The organism is Saccharothrix mutabilis subsp. mutabilis (assembly GCF_039521145.1).
In the GTDB taxonomy this organism is placed as follows: domain Bacteria; phylum Actinomycetota; class Actinomycetes; order Mycobacteriales; family Pseudonocardiaceae; genus Actinosynnema; species Actinosynnema mutabilis.
Window position 1 is genome coordinate 39404 of sequence record NZ_BAAABU010000026.1, and the last position, 24199, is coordinate 63602.

Below are 24199 nucleotides of genomic sequence, written 5' to 3' on the forward strand. Positions count from 1 at the left end.
TCCTCCGACCCTACCCCGGTGGCCACCGACCTGACAGAACCCGTCCGGGCACCGTGACGGTAGTGCTCATATGCATGGTTGGACCACCATTTGTCGATAACGGAACCGACCAACTGGTGGAACTGCCGCCTACCCGTTGGACAGGGGCCGGCCGGTGGCGGCCATCCGGCCGCGTCGCCGGCGCAGCGCCAGCACCACCGAGGCGGCCACCACGATGCCCACCAGGTTGACCGCCAACTGGAGGACCGACTGCCCGCAGATGGCCCACTCACCCAGCACGGCGGCGATCGCCGCGTACCCCGCGGCGGGCACGGTGGTCACCGAGATGAACACCCCGACCAGGGCCGCCGACTTCGCCGAGGTCATCGACAGCATCCCCGCCGCGCCCGCCAGCAACGCCACGATCAGCGAGAACGGGCCGACCTGGAAAACGAAGTCCACCTGGTGGGCGGCCAGCACCATGTCCCGGTCGAACAGGCCGGTGTAGGAGCCGACGACGGCCGCCGCGAAGGTGATCACCATCGCCAGCGGGAAGCCGATCGCCAGCGCCGCCGACGCGCGGCGCACCAGGTCCCAGCGGCGCAGCACCGACCCGACCGCGATCGCGGCCAGCGGCCCGAACTCGGGGCCGACCACCATCGCGCCGACGATCGTGACCGGCGAGTTCGTCACCACGCCGACCGCCGCGAGCAGGCACGCGATGGTCAGGAACGACTGGAAGGTGGCGTTGAGCCGGGACTCCTCGCCGGTGCGGGAGATCAACTCCTCCCACACCACGGCGTCCGCCGCCTCGCCCGGCGCGGCCTCCTCGGCGCGGTCCGCCGCGTCGGACAGGGCGGTGTCGATCTGCTCCAGCGTCACGCCGCCGGTGCGGTCGATGCCCAGCCCGCACAGCGCGGCGACCACCTCGTCGGTGGCCTCCCGGGCGATGTCGGCCTCGACCACGTCACCGGCCGGGTCGATGGCCGCGCCCCGGAGCAGCACGACGTGCGTGACGCCGGGGTGCTCCTTGAGCGCGGCCAGGACCTGGTCGGTGTGGTCGACCGGGCACACGGCACGCAGGTGCAGCATGGCCACAACTGTGCCCGATCTGTTCGGTTACCGCGTGTGTGTGGGTGTGTGGTGTGGGTTGTCTGTGGGCGTTTCTTACTGCTTTTGCTGCGGCTTGGCGTCGACGCCGGCTTCCTTGCGCTGCTGCGCGGTGATGGGCGCGGGGGCCGCGGTCAGCGGGTCGTAGCCGCCGCCGCTCTTCGGGAACGCGATGACCTCGCGGATCGAGTCCGCGCCCGCGAGCAGCATGGCGATGCGGTCCCAGCCGAACGCGATGCCGCCGTGCGGCGGAGCGCCGTACTTGAACGCGTCGAGCAGGAAGCCGAACTTCTCCTGCGCCTCCTCCGCGCCGATGCCCATCACGTTGAACGCGCGCTGCTGCACGTCCGCGCGGTGGATACGGATGGAGCCGCCGCCGATCTCGTTGCCGTTGCAGACGATGTCGTAGGCGTAGGCCTTCGCGTTGCCCGGGTCCTCCTCGAAGCGGTCGATCCACTCCGGGGTCGGCGAGGTGAACGCGTGGTGCAGCGCGGTCCACTTGCCGCCGCCGACCGCCACGTCACCCTCGGCGAGCTTGTCGGTGGCCTCGAACATCGGGAAGTCCACGACCCACACGAAGGACCAGGAGCCCTCCTCGATCAGGCCGATCCGGTGCGCGATCTCCACGCGCGCCGCGCCGAGCAGGGCGCGCGCGCCGTCCGGGTCGCCCGCGCCGAAGAACACGCAGTCACCGGGGTTCGCGCCGACCGCCTTGGCCAGCCCGTCGCGCTCGGCGTCGGAGAGGTTCTTGGCGACCGGGCCGCCGAGCGTGCCGTCCTCCTGGACCAGCACGTAGGCCAGGCCCTTCGCGCCGCGCTGCTTGGCCCACTCCTGCCACGCGTCGAGCGTGCGGCGCGGCTGCGAGGCGCCGCCGGGCATGACCACCGCGCCCACGTACGGCGCCTGGAAGACGCGGAACGGGGTGTCCTTGAAGTACTCGGTCAGCTCGGTCAGTTCGAGGTCGAAGCGCAGGTCCGGCTTGTCCGAGCCGTACTTCGCCATCGCCTCGGCGTAGGAGATGCGGCGGAACGGGGTCGGGAGGTCGTGGTCGGCGAGGTTCTTCCACAGCGCGGTGATGATCTTCTCGCCGAGCGCGATCACGTCGTCCTGCTCGACGAAGCTCATCTCGATGTCGAGCTGGGTGAACTCCGGCTGCCGGTCGGCGCGGAAGTCCTCGTCCCGGTAGCAGCGGGCGATCTGGTAGTACCGCTCCAGGCCGCCGACCATCAGCAGCTGCTTGAACAGCTGCGGCGACTGCGGCAGCGCGTACCAGGAGCCGGGCCGCAGGCGGGCGGGCACCAGGAAGTCGCGCGCCCCCTCGGGCGTGGAACGGGTCAGGGTCGGCGTCTCGACCTCGACGAACTTCTCCGCGTGCAGCACCTCGCGGGCGATCCGGTTGGCCTCGCTGCGCAGCCGCATCGCCTTGGCCGGGCCGGAGCGGCGCAGGTCGAGGTAGCGGTGCTTGAGGCGGGCCTCCTCGCCGACCTCCAGGTGCTCGTCGAGCTGGAAGGGCAGCGGGGCGGCCTCGTTGAGGACCTCCAGCTCGGTGGCGTAGACCTCGATGTCACCGGTGGGCAGGTCGGGGTTCTCGCTGCCCTCGGGACGGCGGGTGACGTCGCCGACGACCTTGATCACGAACTCCGAGCGCAGCTTGTGGGCGCGCTCGGCCATCTCGCCCTCGCGGAAGACGACCTGGGCGACCCCGGAGGCGTCGCGGAAGTCGATGAAGATCACGCCCCCGTGATCGCGCCGGCGGGCGACCCACCCGGTCAGGGTGACGGACTGCCCGGCGTGCTCGGCCCGGAGCGTCCCGGCCTCGTGCGTGCGCATCACGGGTACTGCTCTCCTCGTGCTAGCTGAACGGCGACTGGTCGTCAAGGCTAGCCAACGACCCCCGGGAGCACGCCGGCAGGTTTCCCGATCGGGGGCGGGCGGGGGCGACGGGAGGGGGGCGACGGGAGGGGGGCGACGGGCGGGCAGGGGCGGCGGGAGCGGCGGGTGGGACGTTGAGGGGCGGGGAGGGCGGCGGGCGGGGCGTTGAGGGGGGAGGGCGCTGGATGAGGGCGCGAGGTGGTTCTTCCGCCAAGGTCCGCCTAGGTCCGCCTAGGATCGCCGTTGTGGCCAGACGTCTGGTAGTCCGGGTGGTCTTGTCGGTGGCAGTGTCGGGGTTGCTGGCGGGCTGCACGGCGGCCGTGCCGGGGCGCCCGGTGGCCGGGCCGCTGCCCGTGGTGCCCACCGTGACCTGCGACTACAGCCTGCCTGCGGACGGCCCGAAGAAGGACGTGGACCCGCCGTCGGCGAAGGCCGAGTCCGAGGGCACGGTGGTGGTCGAGGTGAAGACCAGCCAGGGTGACCTGGAGTTCGAGTTCGACGCGGCGAGTGCCCCGTGCTCGGTGCACAACTTCCGGCACCTGGTCGAGGAGAAGTTCTTCGAGGGAACCGCCTGCCACCGGCTGACCGTGGACGGCCTGTGGGTACTCCAGTGCGGCGACGCCACCGAGACGGGTCAAGGCGGTCCCGGGTACCACTTCGACGACCCGGACGCGAAGACCGGCGGCTACGACCGCGGCGTGATCGCGATGGCCAACCGGCAGCAGGCCGGGACCAACGGCAGCCAGTTCTTCATCGTCCACAAGGACAGCTCGTTCGACCCGGACTTCCCCGTGCTGGGGCGGGTGGTCGAGGGGATGGACGTGATCGACAAGGTGGCGGCGGGCGGGGTTGTGCCGGGGACCGGGTTTTCGGAGACCGATGGTCGGCCTGTTCTGCCTCTCAAGTTCGTGACTTTGAGCGTGAAGTGATGCGCTTCGCGCTCTGAAGAGCGAAGAGCTGAAAAGCGGCGCTCGCCGCGCGGCAGGCCCCCGGGGGGTGGAAGGGCGTCGGTTCGTTCCCCGTACGGCCTGCCGGAGGCAACCACCCTTCGCTCCTCTTTGCAACCGGTAGAGCGTGGTTGCAAAGAGGAGCGAAGCGCGGTTGGGCTGCGCCCAGGCCGTACGGGGAACGAACCGAGGCCCTTCCTGTGCTTGGCAGCCCGTGGCGCCTGCGGCGCGGAAGGGGGCCGCCTCTGCGGAGGCGGCCCCGCTTCGTGCGCTTGTCAGGCGGTCGGGGCCAGGTAGAGGAGGCGGTTCGGGGAGCCGGTGCCCGGGCTGGTCACCTTGCTCGGCGTGGACTGGCCGGTCAGGTAGGTCGCCACCTGGGCCGGGGTGGCCGCGCGGTTGTTCTGCAGGTAGCGGGCTGCTGCGCCGGCGACGTGCGGGGTGGCCATCGACGTGCCGGAGATGGTGTTGGTGGCCGTGTCGCCCGTGTGCCAGGCGCTCGTGATGGACGAGCCCGGCGCGAAGATGTCCAGGACCGAGCCGTAGTTCGAGTAGCTCGCCCGGGCGTCGGTGTTGGTGGTCGCGCCGACCGTGATGGCCTCGGTCACGCGGGCCGGGGAGTAGTTCGACGCGTTCGCGTTGCTGTTGCCCGCCGCGATGGCGTAGGTGACGCCGGCGGAGATCGAGCGGCGGACCGCGCTGTCGATCGTGGTGGACGCGCCGCCGCCCAGGCTCATGTTCGCGACGGCCGGCTTGACGTGGTTCGCGGTGACCCAGTCGATGCCCGCGACGACGCCGGCGGTGGTGCCGCTGCCGGAGTTGTTCAGCACGCGGACGCCGTAGATGGTGGCGCCCTTCGCGACGCCGTACTGGCTGCCCGCGATGGTGCCCGCCACGTGCGTGCCGTGGCCGTTGCCGTCCTGGGCGACGTTGTCGTTGTCGACCGCGTCGTAGCCGTTGCGGGCCCGGCCGCCGAACGTGCTGTGGCTGATCCGCACGCCGGTGTCGATGACGTAGACGTTCACGCCCGACCCGGTCGAGGTGTAGCTGTAGGACGAGTTGAGCGGCAGGTTGCGCTGGTCGATGCGGTCCAGGCCCCACGACGGCGGGTTGGTCTGCGTCGCCTGGACGTGGAACACCTGGTCCTGCTCGACGTACTCGACCGCGGGGTTCGCGGCCAGGCGCTTGGCGGCGGACTCGGGCAGGCTGACGGTGAAGCCGTTGAGCGCGCTGCGGAACACGCGGTCGACCTTGCCGCCGTACTGGTTCGCCAGCTTCTCGGCGGAGGCGGCGGAGCCGTCCTTCAGCTTCACGATGAAGCTGTTGTGCACCTTCTCGGCCGCGTCGGCGGCGCGGATCTCGCCCTCGGCCGCCTGGGCGGGGGACGCCAACAGGGAACTCGCCGCGGCGACGATCGCCGTCGCGCCGACACCGGCCAGGAACCGGACCTGTCGTGACTGTCGCATGGGTCTTCCTTCTCGCTGACGGTGGCTCCGTCACCCCCGAGTGGGACTCGACGCAGGGGCTCGGGCGTGACGCTGGGCCACCTTGCCCTCGCTGACAGTCACCAACGCTAACGGGACGTCCGTACTGCCGGAAGTGTGAAAGATTGCCAGTTATCACACTGCGTGAAGAAATCCCTGGACGTGGGCTTTCCCGTATTCCGGGAGACCTGCTACGGGCCTCGGCGCTACCTTCCCCGCATGCGCCTGGAACCCGTCACCGAGGACAACTACCGCGCGGTCGTCGACCTGGAGGTCCACGAGGAGCAGCGCGGCTTCGTGGCCACCAACCTCAAGTCGATCGCCGACGCGTGGGTCTACCGGCCCAAGATGCAGCCGCTCGCCCTGTACGCCGGCGACGAGCTGGTGGGCTTCACGTTGCTCCACCGGGACCAGCCGCACGACCTCCACATAGTCCGGTTCATGATCGACCGGAGGGCGCAGGGGCGCGGGCTCGGGCGCAAGGGGCTCGCCGCCATCGCGGAGGTCGCGCGCGGCGAGGGCCGGACGCGCTTGACCCTGAGCCTGGTGCCGGGCAACGCCGTCGCGCACGGCCTGTACGCGGCCTTCGGCTTCAAGGAGACCGGCGAGAAGGACGGGGACGAGATCGTCATGCGGCACGACCTCGCCCCCGCCCGGCACTCACCGCAGGGGTGACCAGTACAGGAGCTTGCCCCACGACAGCGGCGTGGCCTCGCGGACCAGTTCCGCCTGCACCTGGGCCGGCGTGGCGCTCCGGTTCAAGTGCAGGTACCGCAGCGCCACACCGGTGACGTACCCGGTGGACATCGACGTGCCGCTGATCGTGTTGGTCGCCGTGTCACCGGTGTGCCAGGCGCCCAGGATGGAGACGCCGGGCGCGTAGAGGTCGACCACGGCGCCGTAATTGGAGAACGTCGCCTTGGTGTCGGTGGTGGTGGACGAGCCGGACGTGATCGCCTCGACCACCCGCGCCGGGGAGTAGTTCGCCGCGTTCGCGTTGCTGCCGCCGGCCGTCACCGACGCGCTGACCCCGGAGGCGATCAGCCGCCGCACGGCGTCGTCGATCACCGTGGACGGCCCGCCGCCCAGCGACAGGTTCGCCACCGCGGGCTTGACGGCGTTGCGCGCCACCCAGTCGATGCCCGCGACGACGCCGGACGTGGTGCCGCTGCCCGTGCCGTTGAGCACCCGGACGCCGCACACCCGCGCCTGCTTGGCCACGCCGTAGGTGCGGCCGGCGATCAGGGACGCGATGTGCGTGCCGTGCCCGTTGTCGTCCTGGGCGATGGCGTCGCCGTCCACCGCGTCCCAGCCGTTGCACGCCCGGCCGCCGAACTCGGTGTGGGTGACCCGGATGCCGGTGTCGATCACGTACGCCGTGGTGCCCAGGCCGGTGGACGTGTAGCTGTACTTGCCGTCCAGCGGCAGCGCGCGCTGGTCGATGCGGTCCAGGCCCCACGGCGGGTTGTACTGGGTGGCGTGGGCGCGCACGACCTGGTCCTGCTCCACGTACTCCACCGCCGGGTCGGCGGCGAGCCTGCGGGCCTGGGCGGCGTTCAGCCGCACCGAGAAGCCGCGGAACGGTCCACTGTAGACGCGGTCGGGGGTGAGCGCGGCGGGGGTGGTGGCGTTGTCCTTGAGCTTGACGATGTAGCTGCCGGGGATGGCGCTCGGGGAACCGGCGTGCAGGACGGTTCCCTCGGCGTGGGCCGGGGTGGCGAGCATGGTGGCGGCCAGGGCCGCTATCGCCGCGCCGGGGATGAGCTTGCGCATGGGTGCGTTCCTTCGCAGGGGGGTGAACGAGGCAGGGGTCAGCGGGCGGGGTTCCAGTAGAGCAACTTCCCGCCCCACGGCAGCGGGGTCGCCTCGCGCACCAGTTCGGCGTGGACCTGGGCGGGTGAGGCGGTCGGGGTGAACTGGAGGTAGCGGGCGGCCACCCCGCTGGCGAAGGCGGTCGCCATCGACGTGCCGCTCAACGTGTTGACCGCCGTGTCGCCGGAGTTCCACGCGGACCTGATGTTCACGCCGGGCGCGAACAGGTCCACGCCGGGGCCGTAGTTGGAGGAGGAGGCCCGCGCGTCGGTCTGCGTGGTCGCGCCGACCGTGACGGCTTCCGCCACCCGGGCCGGCGAGGTGTTCACGGTGCCGCTGCCGCTGCTGCCCGCCGACACCACCACCGTGACGCCGGACGCGATCAGGCGGCGCACGGCGTCGTCGAGGGCCGTGGACGCCCCGCCGCCCAGGCTGAAGTTCGCGACGGCGGGCTTGCGGGCGTTCGCGGCCACCCAGTCGACCCCGGCGATCACGCCGGAGATCGTGCCGCTGCCCGACCCGTTGAGCACGCGGACGCCGTAGACGTCCACGGCCTTGCCCGCGCCGTACGTCTTGCCGGCGATGATGCCGGCCACGTGCGTGCCGTGGCCGTTGTCGTCCTGGGCGACGTTGTCCCGGTCGACCGCGTCGTAGCCGTGGAAGGCGCGCCCGCCGAACTCCTCGTGCGTGGTCCGGATGCCGGTGTCCACGACGTAGACCGAGGTCGTCGCGCCGGTCGAGGTGTAGCTGTAGGTGGTGTCCAGCGGCAGGGAGCGCTGGTCGATGCGGTCCAGCCCCCAGGGCGCGTTGAACTGCGTCGCGTTGGCCCGCACGTGCTGGTCCTGCTCGACGTAGGCGACCGCCGGGTGCGCGGCCAGCCGCCGGGCCTCGCGCGCGCCCAGCCGGGCGGTGAACCCGCCGGCGAAGGTGCGGTCGGCGGTGACGGCGGGCGCGGTGGCGCCGGGCTTGAGCTTGACTATGTAACTGCCGGGCACCGCCGTGGGGGAACCGGCGTGCAGGACCGTGCCCTCGGCGGCGGCCGGCGTGGCCACGACGGCGGCGGTGAGCACCGCGGCGGCCAGGCCGGGTAAGAGAGTGCGCATGGATGTCGTCCTTCGCAGGGGTGGGACCCCGGCGCGGGTCGCGCGCCGGGGTCGGGGTGGAGGTGACCGTCAGGCCGTGGGGGCCCAGTGGAGGAGTCGGTTCGGGGAGCCCGAGCCGGGGTTGGTGACCTTGCCGGTGGTCGCGGCGTTCACGACCGCCGCGTGCGCCTGCGCGGGCGTGGCCGCCCGGTTGGCCTGGAGGTAGCGGGCCACGACGCCGACCACGTGCGGGGTCGCCATCGAGGTGCCGGAGATGGTGTTGGTGGCGGTGTCGCTGGTGTGCCAGGCCGAGGTGATGGACGAGCCGGGCGCGAACACGTCCACCAGCGAGCCGTAGTTGGAGAAGCTGGAGCGGGCGTCGGTGTTGGTGGTGGAGCCGACGGTGAGCGCCTCGCCGACGCGGGCGGGCGAGAAGCCCGACGCGTTGGCGTTGCTGTTGCCCGCCGCCACGCCGTAGGTGACGCCGGCGGTGATCGACCGGCGCACCGCGCTGTCCAGCGTGGTGGACACGCCGCCGCCCAGGCTCATGTTGGCCGTGGCGGGCTTGACGTGGTTGCGGGTCACCCAGTCGATGCCCGCCACGACGCCGGCGGTGGTGCCGCTGCCGGAGTTGTTCAGCACGCGCACCGCGTAGACGGTCGCGCCCTTGGCGATGCCGTACTGGCTGCCCGCGATGGTCCCGGCGACGTGCGTGCCGTGGCCGTTGCCGTCCTGGGCGACGTTGTCGTTGTCCACGGCGTCGAACCCGTTGCGGGCCCGGCCGCCGAACGTGGAGTGGCTGATCCGCACGCCGGTGTCGATGACGTAGACGTTCACGCCCGACCCGGTGCTGTTGTAGGTGTAGGACGAGTCGAGCGGCAGGTTGCGCTGGTCGACGCGGTCCAGGCCCCACGACGGGGGGTTGCTCTGCGTAGCCGCGAGCCGGACGACCTGGTCCTGCTCGACCCGCTCGACGGCGGGGTCGGCGGCCAGCCGGCGGGCCGCGCGCTCGGACATCGTGGCCGAGAAACCGTTCAACGCCGTGGAGAAAATGCGGTCGACGCGCCCGCCGAAGCGCGCCGCCAGGGAGTTGGCATCCGCTGTGGAGAAATCCTTCAGCGTGACGATGTAGCTGTTCGGGATGGCGTCCGGGCTCCCGGCCGACAGGATGGTCCCTTCGGCCGCTTGGACGGGGGTCGCGGTGACGGCCGCCACAGCGGCGCTCACGCCGACCGTGGCGATCCAACTGAGCTTGCGCATACCTTGTCCGTTCTTCGCAGGGAACGGCGCGCGGCGCCCGTGTTGCGGCAAGGGAGGGGCCGCGAACCGCGTTGTGTGGGCTGCATCACCCCACGTACCCGAGGCTATGGGGCGGTTCGCGCACCGGGAAGCGGCCGGTTGACCCAGCGGCCCTGCGACGATCGCGGGGAGGAGGCACCTTCACACCCGGGCTGTTAATGAGAATTCAAACATTCCATGGCCGAGGGGGATTTTGCCCGCCGATTCGGTTAAATTCACGTCGGGAAACCCGATCGGCTGTACCGCCGGGGCGATTTCGCACGATAACGTCGCTCGCCTTGTCCTCGGGAGAACGGAGTGGAGATGCCAACGCCAGTCGTCGGGCCGGATTCGCGGGTGCGCGAACCCCGACGGATCGACGGAGGAGCAGACCCCTTCGCGGACGCACTACGAGCGGCGATCCGGGCGAAAGGACTGAGCCTGGAGCGCATCCAGCACAAGCTGCGGTCACGCGGCGTGGCGGTCAGCATCGCCGCGCTGAGCTACTGGCAGTCCGGGCGACGCCGCCCGGAGCGACCCGACTCGCTGGCCGCGGTCGGGCACCTGGAAGAGATCCTCGACGTCGGCGAAGGAGGCCTGAGCACCCTGCTGGGACCACCGCGTCCGCGCGGCAAGGCGCGACCGCGGTCGCGCCTGAGCGGCCCGGAGGGGTGGGTCCACCGCAGCGACTACGAGACGATGGCCGAGCTGCTCGCGGACGTGGACACGAGCACCGACCAGGACCTCACCCGGCTCAGCCTGCGGGACCAGGTGGAGCTGGCGATGGACGGCAGCACCCGGCGGGTGCGTTCCCGGCAGGTGCTGCGGGCCGAACGGGCGGGCGTGGACCGCGTCCTGCTCGGCTACGACACGCGGCTGCCGGGCGACCCGCTGCCGGTGATCGGCACGCTGCGCTCGTGCAGACTGGGGCGGGTCTCCGCCGACCCGCGCAACGGCCTGATGATCGCCGAGCTGCTGTTCGAACGACCGTTGCGCCGCGGTGAGCGGACCGCGGTGGAGTACGAGCTGATCCACATGGCTCCGCACCACCCCACGCACGACAACACCTACTCGCGCCGGTTCCGCCACGCGGTCCGGGAGTACGTCCTGGAGGTCAGGTACGACTCCCGGTGCCGCCCGGTGCGGTGCGAGCAGTTCACGACGGACCTGTCCGGCGGCGAGCCGTCCGAGGTCCGCGAGACCCCGGTGGACACCTGGGGTTACGCGTACGCGGTGGCCCTTGACTTCGGTCCGGGCGTCGTGGGACTGCGCTGGAACTGGACGTGATCTAGTACGAGCGCGGCAACCGCAGGGTGTGCTGCGCGACGAAGTTCAGGATCATCTCGCGGCTGACCGGAGCGATGCGGGACAGCCGCGACGCGGCGAGCAGGGCCCCGAGGCCGTACTCGGAGGACAACCCGTTCCCGCCGTGCACCTGGATGGCCTGGTCCACCGCCGCCGCCACCGCCTCCCCCGCCGCGTACTTGGCCATGTTGGCCGCCTCGCCCGCAGCCCGGTCTTCTCCAGCGTCGTAGAGAGCCGCGGCCTTCTGGGTCATCAGCCGAGCGAGCTCGACCTGGATCGCGCATTGCGCCAACGGGTGCGCGACGCCCTGGTGCGCGCCGATCGGCTTGTCCCAGACGGTGCGGGTGCGGGCGTACTCCGACGCCTGGTCGAGCGCGCGGCGGGCCATGCCGGTGGCCAGGGAGGCCGCCATGACCCGTTCCGGGTTGAGCCCGGCGAACAGCTGGGCCAACCCGGCGTCCTCCGCGCCGACGAGCGCGTCGGCGGGGAGGCGCACGTCGTCGAAGAAGCAGGTGAACTGCTTCTCCGGCGACACGATCTCCATCGGGATGTGCCGGAAGGTGAACCCTTCGGCGTCCGTGGGAACGATCATCAACGACGGTAGGAGGCGGTTGCCGGTCGAGTCGACGTGCCGCGCCACGACCAGCACCGCGTCCACCTCGTCCACGCCGGAGATGTAGTACTTGCCGCCGGACAGCACCCACTCGTCGCCGTCGCGGCGCACGGCCGTGGCCAGCTTGTGGGAGTTGGAGCCGGCGTCGGGCTCGGTGATGGCGAAGGCCATCTTGGTGGTGCCGTCGGCGAACCCGGGCAGCCACCGCCGCTTCTGCTCCTCGGTGCCGAACCGGGCGATCACGGTGGCGCAGATGGCCGGTGACACGACCATGAGCAGCAGCGGGCAGCCCGCGGCGGACAGCTCCTCGCACACCGCCGCGAGGTCGCCGATGCCGCCGCCACCGCCGCCGTACTCGGCCGGGACGGCGACCCCGAGGTAGCCGAGCTTGCCCGCCTCGGCCCACAGCTCGTCGGTCTTCTCGCCGGCCCGCGCCTTGGCGACGAAGTACTCGTGCCCGTACTTGGCGGCCAGGTCGGCGACGGCCCGGCGCAGCGCCCGCCGCTCGTCGCTCTCCACGAAGTTCGTCATGACCCCTCCACAACGGCGAGCACGTCGCCCGCATCGACCTGGTTACCGGCCTGCACAAGGACTTCGGCGACCGTGCCACCGGTCGCGGCGAGCACGCGGTGCTCCATCTTCATGGCCTCCAGCACCAACAGCTCCACGCCCGCCGCGACCACCTGGCCGGGCTCGACGGACACGCGCACGACCGTGCCCGGCATGGGCGCCACGGTCGCGCCCTCGGCGACCCTGGACGTGGGCTCGGGGAACCGCGGGAGCACGCGCAGTGACCACCCGGCGACCTCGACCCGGTCCCCGTATACGGCGACGGGGTATGTGACCTGCACGCCGTCACTTTCCAGCGTCACAGAATCTTCAGCGGCGCGCACGACTTCGAGTTCCGGACTGCATATGACTCCATCGCGCGTGTGGCGATAGGTCACGACGACCGTTTCACCGTCGAATTCGAACTCCGCTTTTTGCGGCTGCGCGGGCACATTGCGCCAGCCCAGCGGTAGGTTCGTCCGACGATTCTCCGCCAGGGCCAGGGCGGCGGCCAGCGCGGCGGGGCGGACGTCCGCGTCGGGACGTTTTGTCAGGCCGTGCTGGTCGAGGAAGCCGGTGTGGGTCTCGCCCGCCGCGAAGGCCGGATGGCGCAGCGTGCGCACCAGGAGATCGCGGTTGGTGACCAAGCCGTGCAGCTCCGCGCGGTCCAGCGCGTTGGCCAGTTTGCGCACGGCCGCCGCGCGCGTCTCGCCCCATGCCACGACCTTGGCCAGCATGGGGTCGTAGTGCACGCCCACGACGCTGCCGTCCTCGACACCGCTGTCCACGCGGACGCCGTCGGGGACGCGGAACCGGTGCACCGTGCCGGAAGCCGGTCGCCAGTCGTGCGCCGGGTCCTCGGCGTAGAGGCGGGCCTCGACGGCGTGGCCGTTCGGCGTGGGCGGTTCGGCGGGCAGTCGCGCGCCCTCGGCGATGGCGAGCTGCCAGGCCACCAGGTCCAGGCCGAACACCTCCTCGGTCACCGGGTGCTCCACCTGGAGGCGCGTGTTGACCTCCAGGAAGTGGAACCGCTGGTCGTCGGTGAAGAGGAACTCGACCGTGCCCGCGCCGACGTACCCGATGGCGCGGGCGGCGGCGGTCGCGGCGGCGAAGAGGCGCCGGCGCGCCTCGGGTTCGACGGCGGGGCTGGGCGTCTCCTCGATGATCTTCTGGTGCCTGCGCTGGATGGAGCACTCCCGCTCCCCCAACGCCCACACCGTGCCGTGGGTGTCGGCGAGGACCTGCACCTCGACGTGCCGGGCGTTCTCCAGCAGCGGTTCGCAGAACACCGTGCCGTCGCCGAACGCCGACTCGGCCTCGCGGCGGGCGGCGGCGACGGCGTCGGCCAGCTCGTCGCGCGTCCGCACCACCCGCATACCGCGACCACCGCCGCCGGCGGACGCCTTGACCAGCAACGGGAACTCCGTCGCGGTCTCGGGGTCCAGCTCGGGCAGCACCGGCACGCCGGCCTCGGCCATGCGCTTCTTCGCGGCGACCTTGGAGCCCATCGCCTCGATGACGCCGGGGTCCGGGCCCACCCAGGTCAGGCCGGCGTCGAGGACGGCGCGGGCGAACCCGGCGTTCTCGGACAGGAACCCGTACCCGGGGTGCACGGCGTCCGCGCCGGCCGCTTTCGCCGCCGCCACCAGCGCGTCCACGCGCAGGTAGGTCTCGGCGGGCGCGGCGCCGGGCAGCCGCACCGCCGCGTCGGCCTCCCGGACGTGCGGCGCGTCGGCGTCCGGGTCGGAGAACACCGCCACCGGGCTGACCCCGACCGCGCGGCACGTGCGCGCGACGCGGCGGGCGATCTCGCCCCGGTTGGCGATCAGGAGCCTGCTGATCACGGGTGACCTCACATCCGGAAGACGCCGTAGCCGTCGGCGCCCTTGATCTGTCCACTGTGGATCGCCGACAGGCACAGGCCGAGCACCGTGCGGGTGTCGCGCGGGTCGATCACGCCGTCGTCGTAGAGCCTCCCGGACAGGAAGGCGGCCAGGGACTGCTGCTCGATCTGGCCCTCGACCATCTGCCGCATGGCCGCGTCGTGCTCCTCGTTGTACTCCTGGCCCTTCGCGGCGGCGGCCTGCCGCGCCACGATCGACAGCACGCCCGCGAGCTGCACCGGCCCCATCACGGCGGACTTGGCGTTGGGCCAGGTGAACAGGAAGCGCGGGTCGTAGGCCCGGCCGCACATGCCGTAGTTGCCCGCGCCGTAGGAGGCGCCCATGACGACGGTCAGGTGCGGCACGCGGCTGTTGGACACCGCGTTGATCATCATCGCGCCGTGCTTGATGATGCCGCCCTGCTCGTACTGCGCGCCGACCATGTAGCCGGTGGTGTTCTGGAGGAACAGCAGCGGGGTGTCGGTCTTGTTGGCCAGCTGGATGAACTGGGTGGCCTTCTGGGCTTCCTCGCTGAACAGCACGCCCCGGGCGTTGGCGAGGACGCCGATCGGGTAGCCGTGCAGGTCGGCCCAGCCGGTGACCAGGCTGGTGCCGTAGTCGGGCTTGAACTCGTCGAACCGCGAGCCGTCCACGACGCGGGCGATGACCTCGCGCGGGTCGAACGGGACGCGCAGGTCGGTGGGGACCAGGCCGAGCAGGTCCTCCTCGTCGTGCAGCGGCGGTTCGGACGGTTTCGGCTTCGGTCCGAGCTTGCGCCAGTTCAGGCGGGCGACGACGCGGCGGGTCAGCCGGATCGCGTCCACCTCGTCGGCCGCCACGAAGTCCGCCAGGCCCGACGTGGTGCCGTGCATCCGCGCGCCGCCCAGCGACTCGTCGTCGGACTCCTCGCCGGTGGCCATCTTCACCAGCGGCGGGCCGCCGAGGAACACCTTGGAGCGCTGGTCGATCATCACCACGTAGTCGGACATGCCCGGGACGTACGCGCCGCCGGCGGTGGCGTTGCCGAACACCGTGCTGATGGTCGGGATGCCGGCCGCGCTCAGGCGGGTCAGGTCGCGGAACGCCCGGCCGCCGGGGATGAAGATCTCGCTCTGGCTCGGCAGGTCCGCGCCGCCCGACTCGACCAGGCCGATCAAGGGCAGCCGGTTCTGCAAGGCGATGTCGTTGGCGCGGAAGGTCTTGCGCAGCGTGTACGGGTTGCTCGCGCCGCCGCGCACGGTCGGGTCGTTGGCGACGATCACGCACTCGACGCCCTCGACCACGCCGATGCCCGTGACGACGCTCGCGCCCACCGGGTAGTCGGTGCCCCACGCGGCCAGCGGGGACAGCTCCAGGAACGGGCTGTCCTGGTCCACCAGCAGCTCGATGCGTTCACGGGCCAGCAGCTTGCCGCGCTTGTGGTGCCGCTCGGTGTACTTCGGCCCGCCGCCCGCGAGCGCCTTGGCGTGCTCTTTCTCCAGGTCGGCGAGCTTGGCCAGCAGCGCCTCGCGGTTCTCGTGGTACTCCACCGCCCGCGTGTCCAGCCTCGTGCCCAACGTCGTCATGCCGTGAACCCCAATCGCTTCGCGGCCAGTTCCACCATCACCTCGGTGGCGCCGCCGCCGATGCCGAGGATGCGCGCGTCCCGGTAGTGCCGCTCCACCTCGCTGTCGCGCAGGTAACCCGCGCCGCCGTGCAGCTGGACCGCCGCGTCCACCACGAACGAGCAGGCCTCCACGGCGGCGTTCTTGGCGAAGCACACCTGTGCCACCGCTTCTTCGCCGCGCGCCACCTTCACCGCCACCTCCCGGGTGTACGTGCGGGCGAGGTCCACGCGTTGCGCCATCTCCACCAGCTTGTGCCGCACGACCTGGCGGCCCATCAACGGGCGGCCGAACGTCTCCCGCTGCCGCGCGTAGGCGATCGCCAGGTCCAGGCAGCGCTGGGCCGTCGCGTACGCCTGCACGGCCAGCGAGATCCGTTCGACCTGGAACTGGCGCATGATCAGGCCGAACCCGCCGTTCTCCGCGCCCACCAGGTTGGCGACCGGCACCCTGGCGTCCGCGAAGGACAGTTCGGCGGTGTCGGAGCAGTGCCAGCCCATCTTGTCCAGGCGGCGGTCCACGGTGAAGCCGGGTGTGCCCTTCTCGACCACCAGCAGGCTGATGCCCTGGTAGCCCTCGCCCCCGGTGCGCACGGCCGTGGTCACGAAGTCCGCGCGGTCACCGGAGGTGATGAACGTCTTGGACCCGTTGACGACGTAGTGGTCGCCGTCCCGGACCGCCCTGGTGCGCAGGGCCGCCACGTCCGACCCGCCACCGGGCTCGGTGACCGCCAGCGCGCCGATCAGCTCGCCCTCCAGCGTGGGGCGCGCGAACCGGTCGACCAGGTCGGGGCTGCCCGCGTCCACGATGTGCGGGAGCGCGATGCCGTGCGTGAGCAGCGCCGCGATCAGGCCGGACGACCCGCCCGCCTGGATCAGCTCCTCGGTCACCACGACGGTGTCGAGCAGGTCGCCCGCGCCGCCCACGTGCTCGGGGAACCCGATGCCCAGCAGGCCGATCTTCGCCGCCGTCCGGTGCAGCGCCCGCGGCACCTCGCCGGCGCGCTCCCAGTCGTTGATGTGCGGCACGATCTCCTGCTCGGTGAACCGCCGCACGGTGGCCCGCAGGTCGCGGCGCTCCGGTGTGTCGAACAGGTCCGAGGTGGTGTTCACAGCAGGTCCTCCGGGATGTCGACGTGCCGGGACCGCAGCCACTCGCCCAGCGCCTTGGCCTGCGGGTCGAACCGGGTCGAGGACGCCACGCCCTCGCCGAGCAGGCCGTGCAGGACGAAGTTCAGGGCCCTGAGGTTGGGCAGCTCGTACCGGTCCACCTCGCCCGCCTCGGGCAGCAGCTCCTTGAGCCGCGCGACGGTCAGCTCCTCGACCAGCCACGCGTACTGCGCGTCGGTGCGCACCCACACGCCGAGGTTCGCGTCACCGCCCTTGTCACCGGACCGCGCGCCCGCGATCGTGCCCAACGGGAGCCTCATACGTCGATCACCTCCCCGTCGGGCAGGACGGCCTGGTGGCGCACTTCGTTCCGGTTGACGTACGCGGCCTTGTAGACGCCGTACGGTGTTCCGTCGCCCGGTGGCGCGGTGACGTGGAACCCGGGGTAGGACGCCAGCGCCAGCTCGATGCCCGCGCGCGAGAACGCCTTGGCCCGCTTGGGGTCCGCGGTCCTGATCGTCGCGTGGAGGAGGGCGGAGGCGGTCTCCTCGGTGTCGGCGTCGGCGTGGTCGGTGCGGGCCAGGGTCCAGGTCAGGCCGTCGTCGCCGATCGCGTCTTCGAGCTGCCGGCGCACGAGTTCCGCCTTGCGCTCGATGTCGAGTCCACAGAGGACGAACGTGGTGGAGTTGCGGAAGCCGCCCAGGTGGTTCAGGCACACCTTGAGCGTGTCCGGCGGCGGTGAGCCCTTCGTGCCGGAGATGCGGACGCCGCTCGGGTGGTCCTCCAGCCGGATGGTGTCGAAGTGGCTGGTGACGTCCGGGCCGAGGTAGGCCGGCGCGCCGATCTCGTAGAGGAGCTGGGCGGTGACCGTGTCGACGGTGACCGCGCCGCCCGTGCCGTCGTGCTTGGTGATCACGGCCGAGCCGTCCGCCTCGACCTCCGCGATCGGGAAGCCGGGACGGGTCGCGTCGATCTCGGCGAAGAACGCGTAGTTGCCGCCGGTGGCCTGGGTCCCGCACTCCAGGACGTGCCCGGCGACCGTGGCGCCGGCGAGCTTGTCCCACTCGTCGCGGCCCCACCCGAAGTGCGCGGCGGCCGGGCCGACGACCAGGGACGCGTCCGTGACCCGCCCGGTGACCACGACGTCCGCACCGGCCTTCAGACACTCCGCGATGCCCCACGCGCCGAGGTAGGCGTTGGCGGTCAGGGCCTCGGGGAAGCGGGGCCGCAGGTCATCGCCGGTCACGTAGGCGACTTTGGCCGGCAGGCCGAGCTTGTCGATCGCCTTGGCGAGTCCGGCGGGGTTGAGGCCGCCCGCGTTGGAGACGATCTTCACACCGCGTTCGAGGGCGAGACCGAGGGAGTCTTCGAGCTGGCGCAGGAACGTGCGGGCGTAGCCGAGGTTCGCGTCCTTCATGCGGTCGCGACCGAGGATGAGCATGGTCAGTTCGGCCAGGTAGTCCCCGGTGAGGACGTCGAGGTGCCCGCCCTCCAGCATCTCGCGGACAGCGGAGAACCGGTCGCCGTAGAACCCCGACGCGTTGCCGATCCGGATCACGCCGAACCCACCCCGCCCGGTGCCGGCGACTGGCCCTTCGCACGGCCCGGTCCGGGCGGGCCGGCGAAGGCCTGCGCGATGGGCAGCCAGGCGGTCGCCACCTCGCCCGCCGCCCGCACGTCGAGGTCGTCGCGGTGCCGCCGCCGGGTCGCCAGCAGGCAGAAGTCCAGCGCCGGCCCCGTGATCCGGTCCGGCGCGTCCTCCGGCCCCCACGTCCACCGCTCGCCGCCCGGCCCGACCAGCTCGACCCGCACCGGCGCGGTGGGCACCGGCAGGCCGTTGACCAGGAACGCGTAGCCCATCGCCCGCACCGCGATGTGCGCCACGTGCTTGAGCCGATGGGTCGGCTCACGCGTCACGCCCAGCGCGTCGGCCACGTCCTGGCCGTGCGCCCACGTCTCCATCAGCCGCGCGGTCGCCATCGACGCCGGGCTCATCGGCGGGCCGAACCACGGCACCTTCACCCCGGCCGGCACCGCCAGCAACGCCCGTTCCAGCTCCGCCCGGCCTGCCCGCCACTGCGCCAGGGTCACCGGCTCCTCAGCGCCCCGGTCCACCAGGTCCGGGGTGGCGGTCCGCAGCGCCTCCGCGAACGCCTCGGGGTCGGTCGCCGCCAGCGTCGCGATGCGGTCGGTCCAGCGCAGGTGGCTGATCTGGTGCGCGATCGTCCAGCCCGGCGCGGGCGTGGGGATCGTCCAGTCGTCCAACGATCCGACAAGGTCGTCCAGGACCTGGCTCTCGGCCCGCAGGTCGTTCAGCACAGCAGTGATCATCAGAGCGCGTCCTCCAGCATCGTCGCCCAGTGCCGGACGATCCGCGCGCGCCGCTTCCGGTCGTCGGTGAGCTGGTTGGCCAAGGCCAAGCCGCGCACCAGGTCCAGGGTGATCTGCACGGCTTCGCGGACGCCCGGCTTCGCCTCGTCGGCACCCAGCAGCTCCACGGCCAGACGGTGGGTCTCCCGCCCCAGCCGGACCTCCAGCGGGACCACGACCGTCTTCAACTCGGGGTCGGTGCGCGCCGCGACCCACAGCTCCAGCGCCGCGGTGAACAGGTCGCTTGCGTAGAAGTCGGCGATCAGCTCCACGACCGCGCGGATGCGCTCCCCCGCCGCGACGCCGTCCAGCCCGGCGGCGCGCTCCTTCAACACCTGCACGCTCTCCGCGCCGAGGTGCTCCACCGCGGCGGCCACCAGCTCGCCGCGGGTCCTGAAGTGGTGCAGCTGCGCGCCCCGGGACACGCCCGCGCGCTCCGCCACCACCGTCGTCGTCGTGCCCGACCAGCCCAGCTCCACCAGGCACTCGACGGTCGCCGCCATCAGCTTGCGCCGGGTCTCGCGGCTGCGGTCGGCCTGCCGCTGCCTGGTCTCGGTACCCATGCAGCGCAGTGTTCCGCGCCACTAACAAACAGTCAAGACTGATTGTTAGTGGCGCGGAAGCGAGGCCGCCTCGGCCTGTCGCCTTTCAGGCGGCCTCGCCCGCGACGCCAGGGGCGGCGCGCTCCAACACCGTCACCAACCGCCCTGGGCCATCGTTTGGAACAGCCACTTCCCGTCGGTCTTCACCAGCAGGTCGCCGTACCGCACGACCTGCGAGTGCCCACCCACGGTGATCGTCGCGTCCGTGATCACGAAGACCAGGTTGGCGTTGATGAACACCGGGGTGCGCACGGACTCCATCCGCACGTCCCCCTCCCCCAGGCCGGCGGCCATGTCGCGCAGGAACCGCGCGCGGTCCCACTGCTCCGCCGACCCGTCGGTGACCGCGTTGACCGGGAACAACGACATGTCGGCCATCGCCTCGACGTCCTTGGCCACGGCCAACGCGTCCCACCGCTCGAACCAGTCGAGGACGCCCTTCACGTCCTCGTCCGACGCCACGAACCCAGCACCACTACCCGCGACAACGCTCATGCCGTACACAGTACGGTACGATGTACGGCAACCGCATGACTACTTTCAGTAGCGGTAGTGGTCGGGCTTGTACGGGCCCTCGACGTCCACGCCGACGTACTCCGCCTGCTTCTTGGTCAGCTCGGTCAGGTGCACGTCCAGCGCGTCCAGGTGCAGCCGCGCGACCTTCTCGTCCAGCAGCTTCGGCAGCCGGTAGACCGCCCGCCCGTAGTGGCCCGGCTTGGTGAACAGCTCCACCTGCGCCAGCACCTGGTTGGTGAACGAGTTGGACATGACGAAGCTCGGGTGCCCGGTCGCATTGCCCAGGTTCATCAGCCGGCCCTCGGACAGCACCAGGATCGAGTGCCCGTCCGGGAACACCCACTCGTGCACCTGCGGCTTGATCTCGATCCGGCGGATGCCCGGCACCTTCGCCAACCCGGCCATGTCGATCTCGTGGTCGAAGTGGCCCACGTTGCCGACGATCGCGTTGTGCTTCATCCGGGCCATGTGCTCGACGCCGATCACGTCGACGTTGCCGGTCGTGGTGATGAAGATGTCGCCGCGCTCCACCACCTCGTCCAGCCGCCGCACCTCCAGCCCGTCCATCGACGCCTGCAACGCGCAGATCGGGTCGATCTCGGTCACCACGACCCGCGCGCCCTGGCCGCGCAGCGAGTCCGCCGCGCCCTTGCCGACGTCGCCGTACCCGCACACGACGGCGAGCTTGCCGCCCAGCATCACGTCGGTGGCCCGGTTCAGGCCGTCGGCCAGCGAGTGCCGGATGCCGTAGCGGTTGTCGAACTTCGACTTGGTCACCGAGTCGTTCACGTTGAACCCGGGGAACAGCAGCTCACCGGCCTCGGCCAGCTTGTAGAGCCGGTTCACGCCGTTGGTGGTCTCCTCCGACACGCCCCGGATGCCCGCCGCGATCCGGGTGAACCGCTTCGGGTCCTCGGCGAGGCCGGCCGCCAGCGTCGCGAGGATGATCCGATACTCCTCGCCGTCCTCCTCGGTCGCGCTGGGCACCGCGCCGGCGGCCTCGAACTCGACCCCCTTGTGCACCAACAGGGTCGCGTCGCCGCCGTCGTCCACCATGAGGTTCGGACCCTCCGGGAACCCGAAGATCTTCTCCGAGCACCACCAGTACTCCTCCAGCGTCTCGCCCTTCCAGGCGAACACCGGCGTGCCCTTCGGCTCGTCGACCGTGCCGTCCGGGCCGACGACGACCGCCGCGGCGGCCTCGTCCTGGGTGGAGAAGATGTTGCACGACGCCCAGCGCACCTCCGCGCCCAGCGCGACCAGGGTCTCGATCAGCACGGCGGTCTGCACGGTCATGTGCAGGGAGCCCGCGATGCGCGCCCCGCGCAGCGGCTGGGCCGCCGCGTACTCCCGGCGCAACGCCATCAGGCCGGGCATCTCGTGCTCGGCGAGCCGGATCTGGTGCCGGCCCGCCTCGGCCAGGGTGAGGTCCGCCACCGCGAACTCGATGCCGCCGACCGTCCTCAGCTTGTCGCTCATGTGTCCCTCAGTCCAATGTGGAGGGTCTGTCCGGGCACGCCGAACCCCACCCACGAGCGGGCGCGGGCGGTGGAGTGTGACGGGACGAGCCGTCAGTTCGGGAGCTTGCCCAAAACAGAACCTCCTGTGGTCAGGAGGCGCCCTTGGGTCGGGTGATCGCGGACCGAGCGTGGCGGACCGTCCCGGTCCGTCGCAGCGCCTCTCGGCCGCGACTCCAGGATGGCGAGAACCGCCCGGATCGTCAACCCGCTCGATCGTCGGTCCAGGCGATCACCAACCCGGGCGATGGTCAGCCCAGGCGGCTCAACCCGATGTCGCGGAACAGTTGCACGGCCTCGCGGGTCAGCGACCGCAGACCGGGCACGCGGGACATCGTGAGCAGCTTGCCGATCAGGGGCGCGCTGCGCTTGATCAACGTCCGCGTGTTGCGCTGCCCCTCGGACTTGTCGTGCACCCAGTACAGCACCACGCCCATCTGGAACAGCCACAGCAGTTCGGGCAGGTCCTCGCGCAGCTGCGGGTCCACCTTCACCCCGTCCAGCAGCCGGCGGTGGATCGCGATCGCGGCCTCGCGGGCGTTGCCGGACTCGGTGGAGAACGGGCTGAGCGGGCTGTTCGGGTCGATCGCGTTCTTGAAGAACTGCACCGCGAACTCGTGGTAGGGCGCGGACACGTCCAGCCACGCCAGCAGCAACGCCGTCAGCCGGGAGGTGAAGTCGGCGTCGGCGTCGAACACGGCCGCACAGGCCCGCCGGTGAGCCTCCGCCATCTGGTCGTAGAACCCCTGGACCAGGTGTTCCTTGGACGGGAAGTAGTAGTAGGCGTTGCCGACCGACACCCCCGCTTCCTTCGCGATGGCCCGCATCGTGGTGCGGTCGTAGCCCAGCTCGCGGAACAACCGCAGCGCCGTCTCCACGATGAGGGCCCGCGTCTGCTCACCCTTGGCAGGTTTCTCCACAGTCCTCGTCCTTGGTCAGCGCCCGCAGCCGGTCGGCCAGTTCCGTCGCCGCGCGCAGGAACACCCGGTGCCCGGACCGGCTCACCCGGCCGGCCAACGGCCGCCACGCGCGCAACGCCCACAGGCATACCAGCCACGCCCGCTCCCCGCGGTACACCTCCCCCCGATCGCCGATGACCGTGATCACGTTCAGCGTGTCGGCGTGGTCGAGGGCGGGGAACCGCCGCCGCGCCGGCTCGGAGCCCGCCGGGACGAACTCCAGCCGCACTAGCTGCTCCTGCCGGGCGAGCCAGCCCTTGGCCCGGCGGCAGAAAGCGCAGTTCGCGTCGTAGAGGACGGTCAAGGTGGTCATGCGACGCTCGTGTAGGCGTCCGGGCCGACCGGCGGCAGGTCCCGGGCCTGGTGCAGGCTCCGGCGGCGCATGCGGCTCAGGACGAAGACGTTCCCCAGGTGCAGGACGCCCAGCACGATGAGCACGGTGCCGACCTTGACCGACAGCGTCTCGAACACCTGCCGGGTCTCCCCGACCGCGTCGGCGGTGCGCAGGTACCAGGCGACGAACCCGAAGTTGACCAGGTAGAAGCCGACCACCAGCAGGTGGTTGACGGTCCGGGCCAGCTCCTGGTCACCGCCGAAGACGTCGACCAGGAAGACCTTGCCGTTGCGGCTGAGGGTGTGCCCGACCCAGACGGTCAGACCGATGCTGATCAGCAGGTACAGGACGTAGGTGACGACCAGGGCGTCCACGCTTCCCCCTTTTGAACGCGTTCAACTCGTGTGCGGGCCGAGCCTACGCCTGGTTTTTGAACATGTTCAAGAGCGAGTTCGGCAGTATGCAACTCGTTGCACAGCAACTGGGCGCATATTACGGTTCCGGGCGTGACGTACTCCCGTTTCGTCGCCCTGGGCGACAGCCAGACCGAGGGCCTCGGCGACGGCGACGACGTGACCGGCCTGCGCGGCTGGGCGGACCGGTTGGCCGAACGGCTGGCCGTGCTGAACCCCGACCTGACCTACGCGAACCTGGCCGTGCGCGGGAAGCTCGCCGCCGACGTGCGGCGGGAGCAGTTGGCGCCGGCGGTGGCGCTGCGGCCGGACCTGGCGAGCGTCGTGGCGGGGATGAACGACATGCTGCGCCCGAAGTTCTCCGCCGCCACCGTGGTGGGCGACCTGGAGGCGATGTTCGCGGCGCTGACCGGGGTGGGCGCGCACGTGGTCACGGTGACCTTCCCGGACGTCGGCGCGGTGACCCCGCTGGCCCGACCGCTGCGGCCCCGCGTGCTGGCGCTCAACGCCGCGATCCGCGCGGCGGCGGCCCGGCACGGCGTGACGGTGGTGGACACCCACCCGTACCCGGCGGTGTGCGACGGCCGACTGTGGAGCGCGGACCGCCTGCACGCCAACGCCCGGGGCCACGCCCTGATCGCCGACGCCGTGGCGCACGCCCTGGGGCTGCCGGACGCCGACGACGGCTGGCGACGGCCGTTCCCGGACCCGGCGGCCGGGACGACCGTGCTCACCGAGGCGCGCTGGCTGGCCGGTTTCCTGGCCCCGTGGCTGCTGCGCCGCCTGCGCGGCCGGTCCTCCGGCGACGGCCGGACCGCGAAGCGCCCGGACCCCCTCCCCTGGGCCTAGGCGCTCCGCTCGCGA

At 71.5% G+C, this 24199-nt stretch carries 21 protein-coding genes and 1 pseudogene; 4 read left to right on the forward strand and 18 right to left on the reverse strand.

The features are described from left to right. Positions 1-129: 129 nt before the first annotated feature. Together ABD126_RS33835 and aspS are read right to left on the reverse strand one after the other, a co-directional pair. Positions 130-1071: a DUF389 domain-containing protein gene (locus ABD126_RS33835; RefSeq protein ID WP_343938773.1), complete on the reverse strand. Its 942-nt coding sequence runs from the start codon at positions 1069-1071 to the stop codon at positions 130-132. 75 nt (positions 1072-1146) lie between these two features. After that, complete coding sequence (gene aspS / locus ABD126_RS33840; protein WP_343938775.1) at positions 1147-2922, reverse strand: aspartate--tRNA ligase; 1776 nt, start codon at positions 2920-2922, stop codon at positions 1147-1149. Positions 2923-3206: 284 nt separating this feature from the next. Here aspS and ABD126_RS33845 point away from each other — a divergent pair, with 284 nt between their 5' ends. Beyond that, positions 3207-3890, forward strand: coding sequence for a peptidylprolyl isomerase (locus ABD126_RS33845; protein WP_343938777.1), 684 nt, complete (start codon positions 3207-3209; stop codon positions 3888-3890). 293 nt (positions 3891-4183) lie between these two features. Here the strand turns inward: ABD126_RS33845 and ABD126_RS33850 are convergent, their stop codons facing one another. Next, positions 4184-5371 (reverse strand): S8 family peptidase, encoded by a 1188-nt coding sequence (locus tag ABD126_RS33850; protein WP_343938779.1) that lies wholly within the window; start codon positions 5369-5371, stop codon positions 4184-4186. A gap of 237 nt (positions 5372-5608) precedes the next feature. Here ABD126_RS33850 and ABD126_RS33855 point away from each other — a divergent pair, with 237 nt between their 5' ends. Then, positions 5609-6064 carry a GNAT family N-acetyltransferase gene (locus ABD126_RS33855; protein WP_343938781.1) on the forward strand — a complete coding sequence of 152 codons (456 nt, stop codon included), beginning with the start codon at positions 5609-5611 and terminating at the stop codon, positions 6062-6064. On the opposite strand, the gene ABD126_RS33860 is transcribed toward ABD126_RS33855, so the two are convergent. From ABD126_RS33860 to ABD126_RS33870, 3 genes are all read right to left on the reverse strand, one after another. Then, on the reverse strand, positions 6050-7162 hold the full coding sequence (locus ABD126_RS33860; RefSeq protein ID WP_343938783.1) for a S8 family peptidase: 1113 nt from the start codon (positions 7160-7162) through the stop codon (positions 6050-6052). The genes ABD126_RS33855 and ABD126_RS33860 overlap by 15 nt on opposite strands. A 38-nt stretch (positions 7163-7200) precedes the next feature. Beyond that, entirely contained in the window at positions 7201-8304 is a 1104-nt protein-coding gene (locus tag ABD126_RS33865; RefSeq protein ID WP_343938785.1) for a S8 family peptidase, read from the reverse strand. Between the two features lie 69 nt (positions 8305-8373). Further along, entirely contained in the window at positions 8374-9543 is a 1170-nt protein-coding gene (locus ABD126_RS33870) for a S8 family peptidase (RefSeq protein WP_343938787.1), read from the reverse strand. A 342-nt stretch (positions 9544-9885) separates the two neighbouring features. Between ABD126_RS33870 and ABD126_RS33875 the strand changes: the two genes are divergently transcribed. Further along, on the forward strand, positions 9886-10848 hold the full coding sequence (locus ABD126_RS33875; protein WP_343938789.1) for a hypothetical protein: 963 nt from the start codon (positions 9886-9888) through the stop codon (positions 10846-10848). A 1-nt stretch (position 10849) separates the two neighbouring features. Here the strand turns inward: ABD126_RS33875 and ABD126_RS33880 are convergent, their stop codons facing one another. From ABD126_RS33880 to ABD126_RS33935, 12 genes and pseudogenes are all read right to left on the reverse strand, one after another. After that, positions 10850-12010 carry an acyl-CoA dehydrogenase family protein gene (locus ABD126_RS33880; RefSeq protein WP_343938791.1) on the reverse strand — a complete coding sequence of 387 codons (1161 nt, stop codon included), beginning with the start codon at positions 12008-12010 and terminating at the stop codon, positions 10850-10852. Then, on the reverse strand, positions 12007-13872 hold the full coding sequence (locus ABD126_RS33885) for an acetyl/propionyl/methylcrotonyl-CoA carboxylase subunit alpha (RefSeq protein ID WP_343938793.1): 1866 nt from the start codon (positions 13870-13872) through the stop codon (positions 12007-12009). The genes ABD126_RS33880 and ABD126_RS33885 overlap by 4 nt, the downstream gene beginning before the upstream one ends. Positions 13873-13880: 8 nt before the next feature. Further along, positions 13881-15476 (reverse strand): acyl-CoA carboxylase subunit beta, encoded by a 1596-nt coding sequence (locus ABD126_RS33890; RefSeq protein ID WP_343938795.1) that lies wholly within the window; start codon positions 15474-15476, stop codon positions 13881-13883. Further along, positions 15473-16627, reverse strand: coding sequence for an acyl-CoA dehydrogenase family protein (locus tag ABD126_RS33895; protein ID WP_343938797.1), 1155 nt, complete (start codon positions 16625-16627; stop codon positions 15473-15475). Before ABD126_RS33895 ends, ABD126_RS33890 begins: the two co-directional genes overlap by 4 nt. After that, a pseudogene (locus tag ABD126_RS33900) lies at positions 16624-18122 on the reverse strand (acyclic terpene utilization AtuA family protein). The gene ABD126_RS33895 and the pseudogene ABD126_RS33900 overlap by 4 nt, the downstream one beginning before the upstream one ends. Before the next feature lie 56 nt (positions 18123-18178). After that, positions 18179-18955: a TIGR03084 family metal-binding protein gene (locus ABD126_RS33905; RefSeq protein WP_343938799.1), complete on the reverse strand. Its 777-nt coding sequence runs from the start codon at positions 18953-18955 to the stop codon at positions 18179-18181. Continuing rightward, a complete protein-coding gene (locus tag ABD126_RS33910; RefSeq protein ID WP_343938801.1) occupies positions 18955-19557 on the reverse strand; it encodes a TetR/AcrR family transcriptional regulator in 603 nt (200 codons plus the stop codon). Before ABD126_RS33910 ends, ABD126_RS33905 begins: the two co-directional genes overlap by 1 nt. A gap of 132 nt (positions 19558-19689) precedes the next feature. Continuing rightward, entirely contained in the window at positions 19690-20091 is a 402-nt protein-coding gene (locus ABD126_RS33915) for a nuclear transport factor 2 family protein (protein WP_343938803.1), read from the reverse strand. A 45-nt stretch (positions 20092-20136) separates the two neighbouring features. Then, a complete protein-coding gene (gene ahcY, locus ABD126_RS33920; protein ID WP_343938805.1) occupies positions 20137-21591 on the reverse strand; it encodes an adenosylhomocysteinase in 1455 nt (484 codons plus the stop codon). A gap of 289 nt (positions 21592-21880) precedes the next feature. Beyond that, on the reverse strand, positions 21881-22549 hold the full coding sequence (locus tag ABD126_RS33925; protein WP_343938807.1) for a TetR family transcriptional regulator: 669 nt from the start codon (positions 22547-22549) through the stop codon (positions 21881-21883). Next, entirely contained in the window at positions 22527-22901 is a 375-nt protein-coding gene (locus ABD126_RS33930) for a thiol-disulfide oxidoreductase DCC family protein (protein ID WP_343938809.1), read from the reverse strand. The genes ABD126_RS33925 and ABD126_RS33930 overlap by 23 nt, the downstream gene beginning before the upstream one ends. After that, positions 22898-23296, reverse strand: a complete 399-nt coding sequence (locus tag ABD126_RS33935; protein ID WP_343938812.1) for a hypothetical protein — start codon at positions 23294-23296, stop codon at positions 22898-22900. Before ABD126_RS33935 ends, ABD126_RS33930 begins: the two co-directional genes overlap by 4 nt. A 132-nt stretch (positions 23297-23428) precedes the next feature. Here ABD126_RS33935 and ABD126_RS33940 point away from each other — a divergent pair, with 132 nt between their 5' ends. Next, positions 23429-24184 (forward strand): SGNH/GDSL hydrolase family protein, encoded by a 756-nt coding sequence (locus tag ABD126_RS33940; RefSeq protein ID WP_343938814.1) that lies wholly within the window; start codon positions 23429-23431, stop codon positions 24182-24184. Positions 24185-24199: the final 15 nt, after the last annotated feature.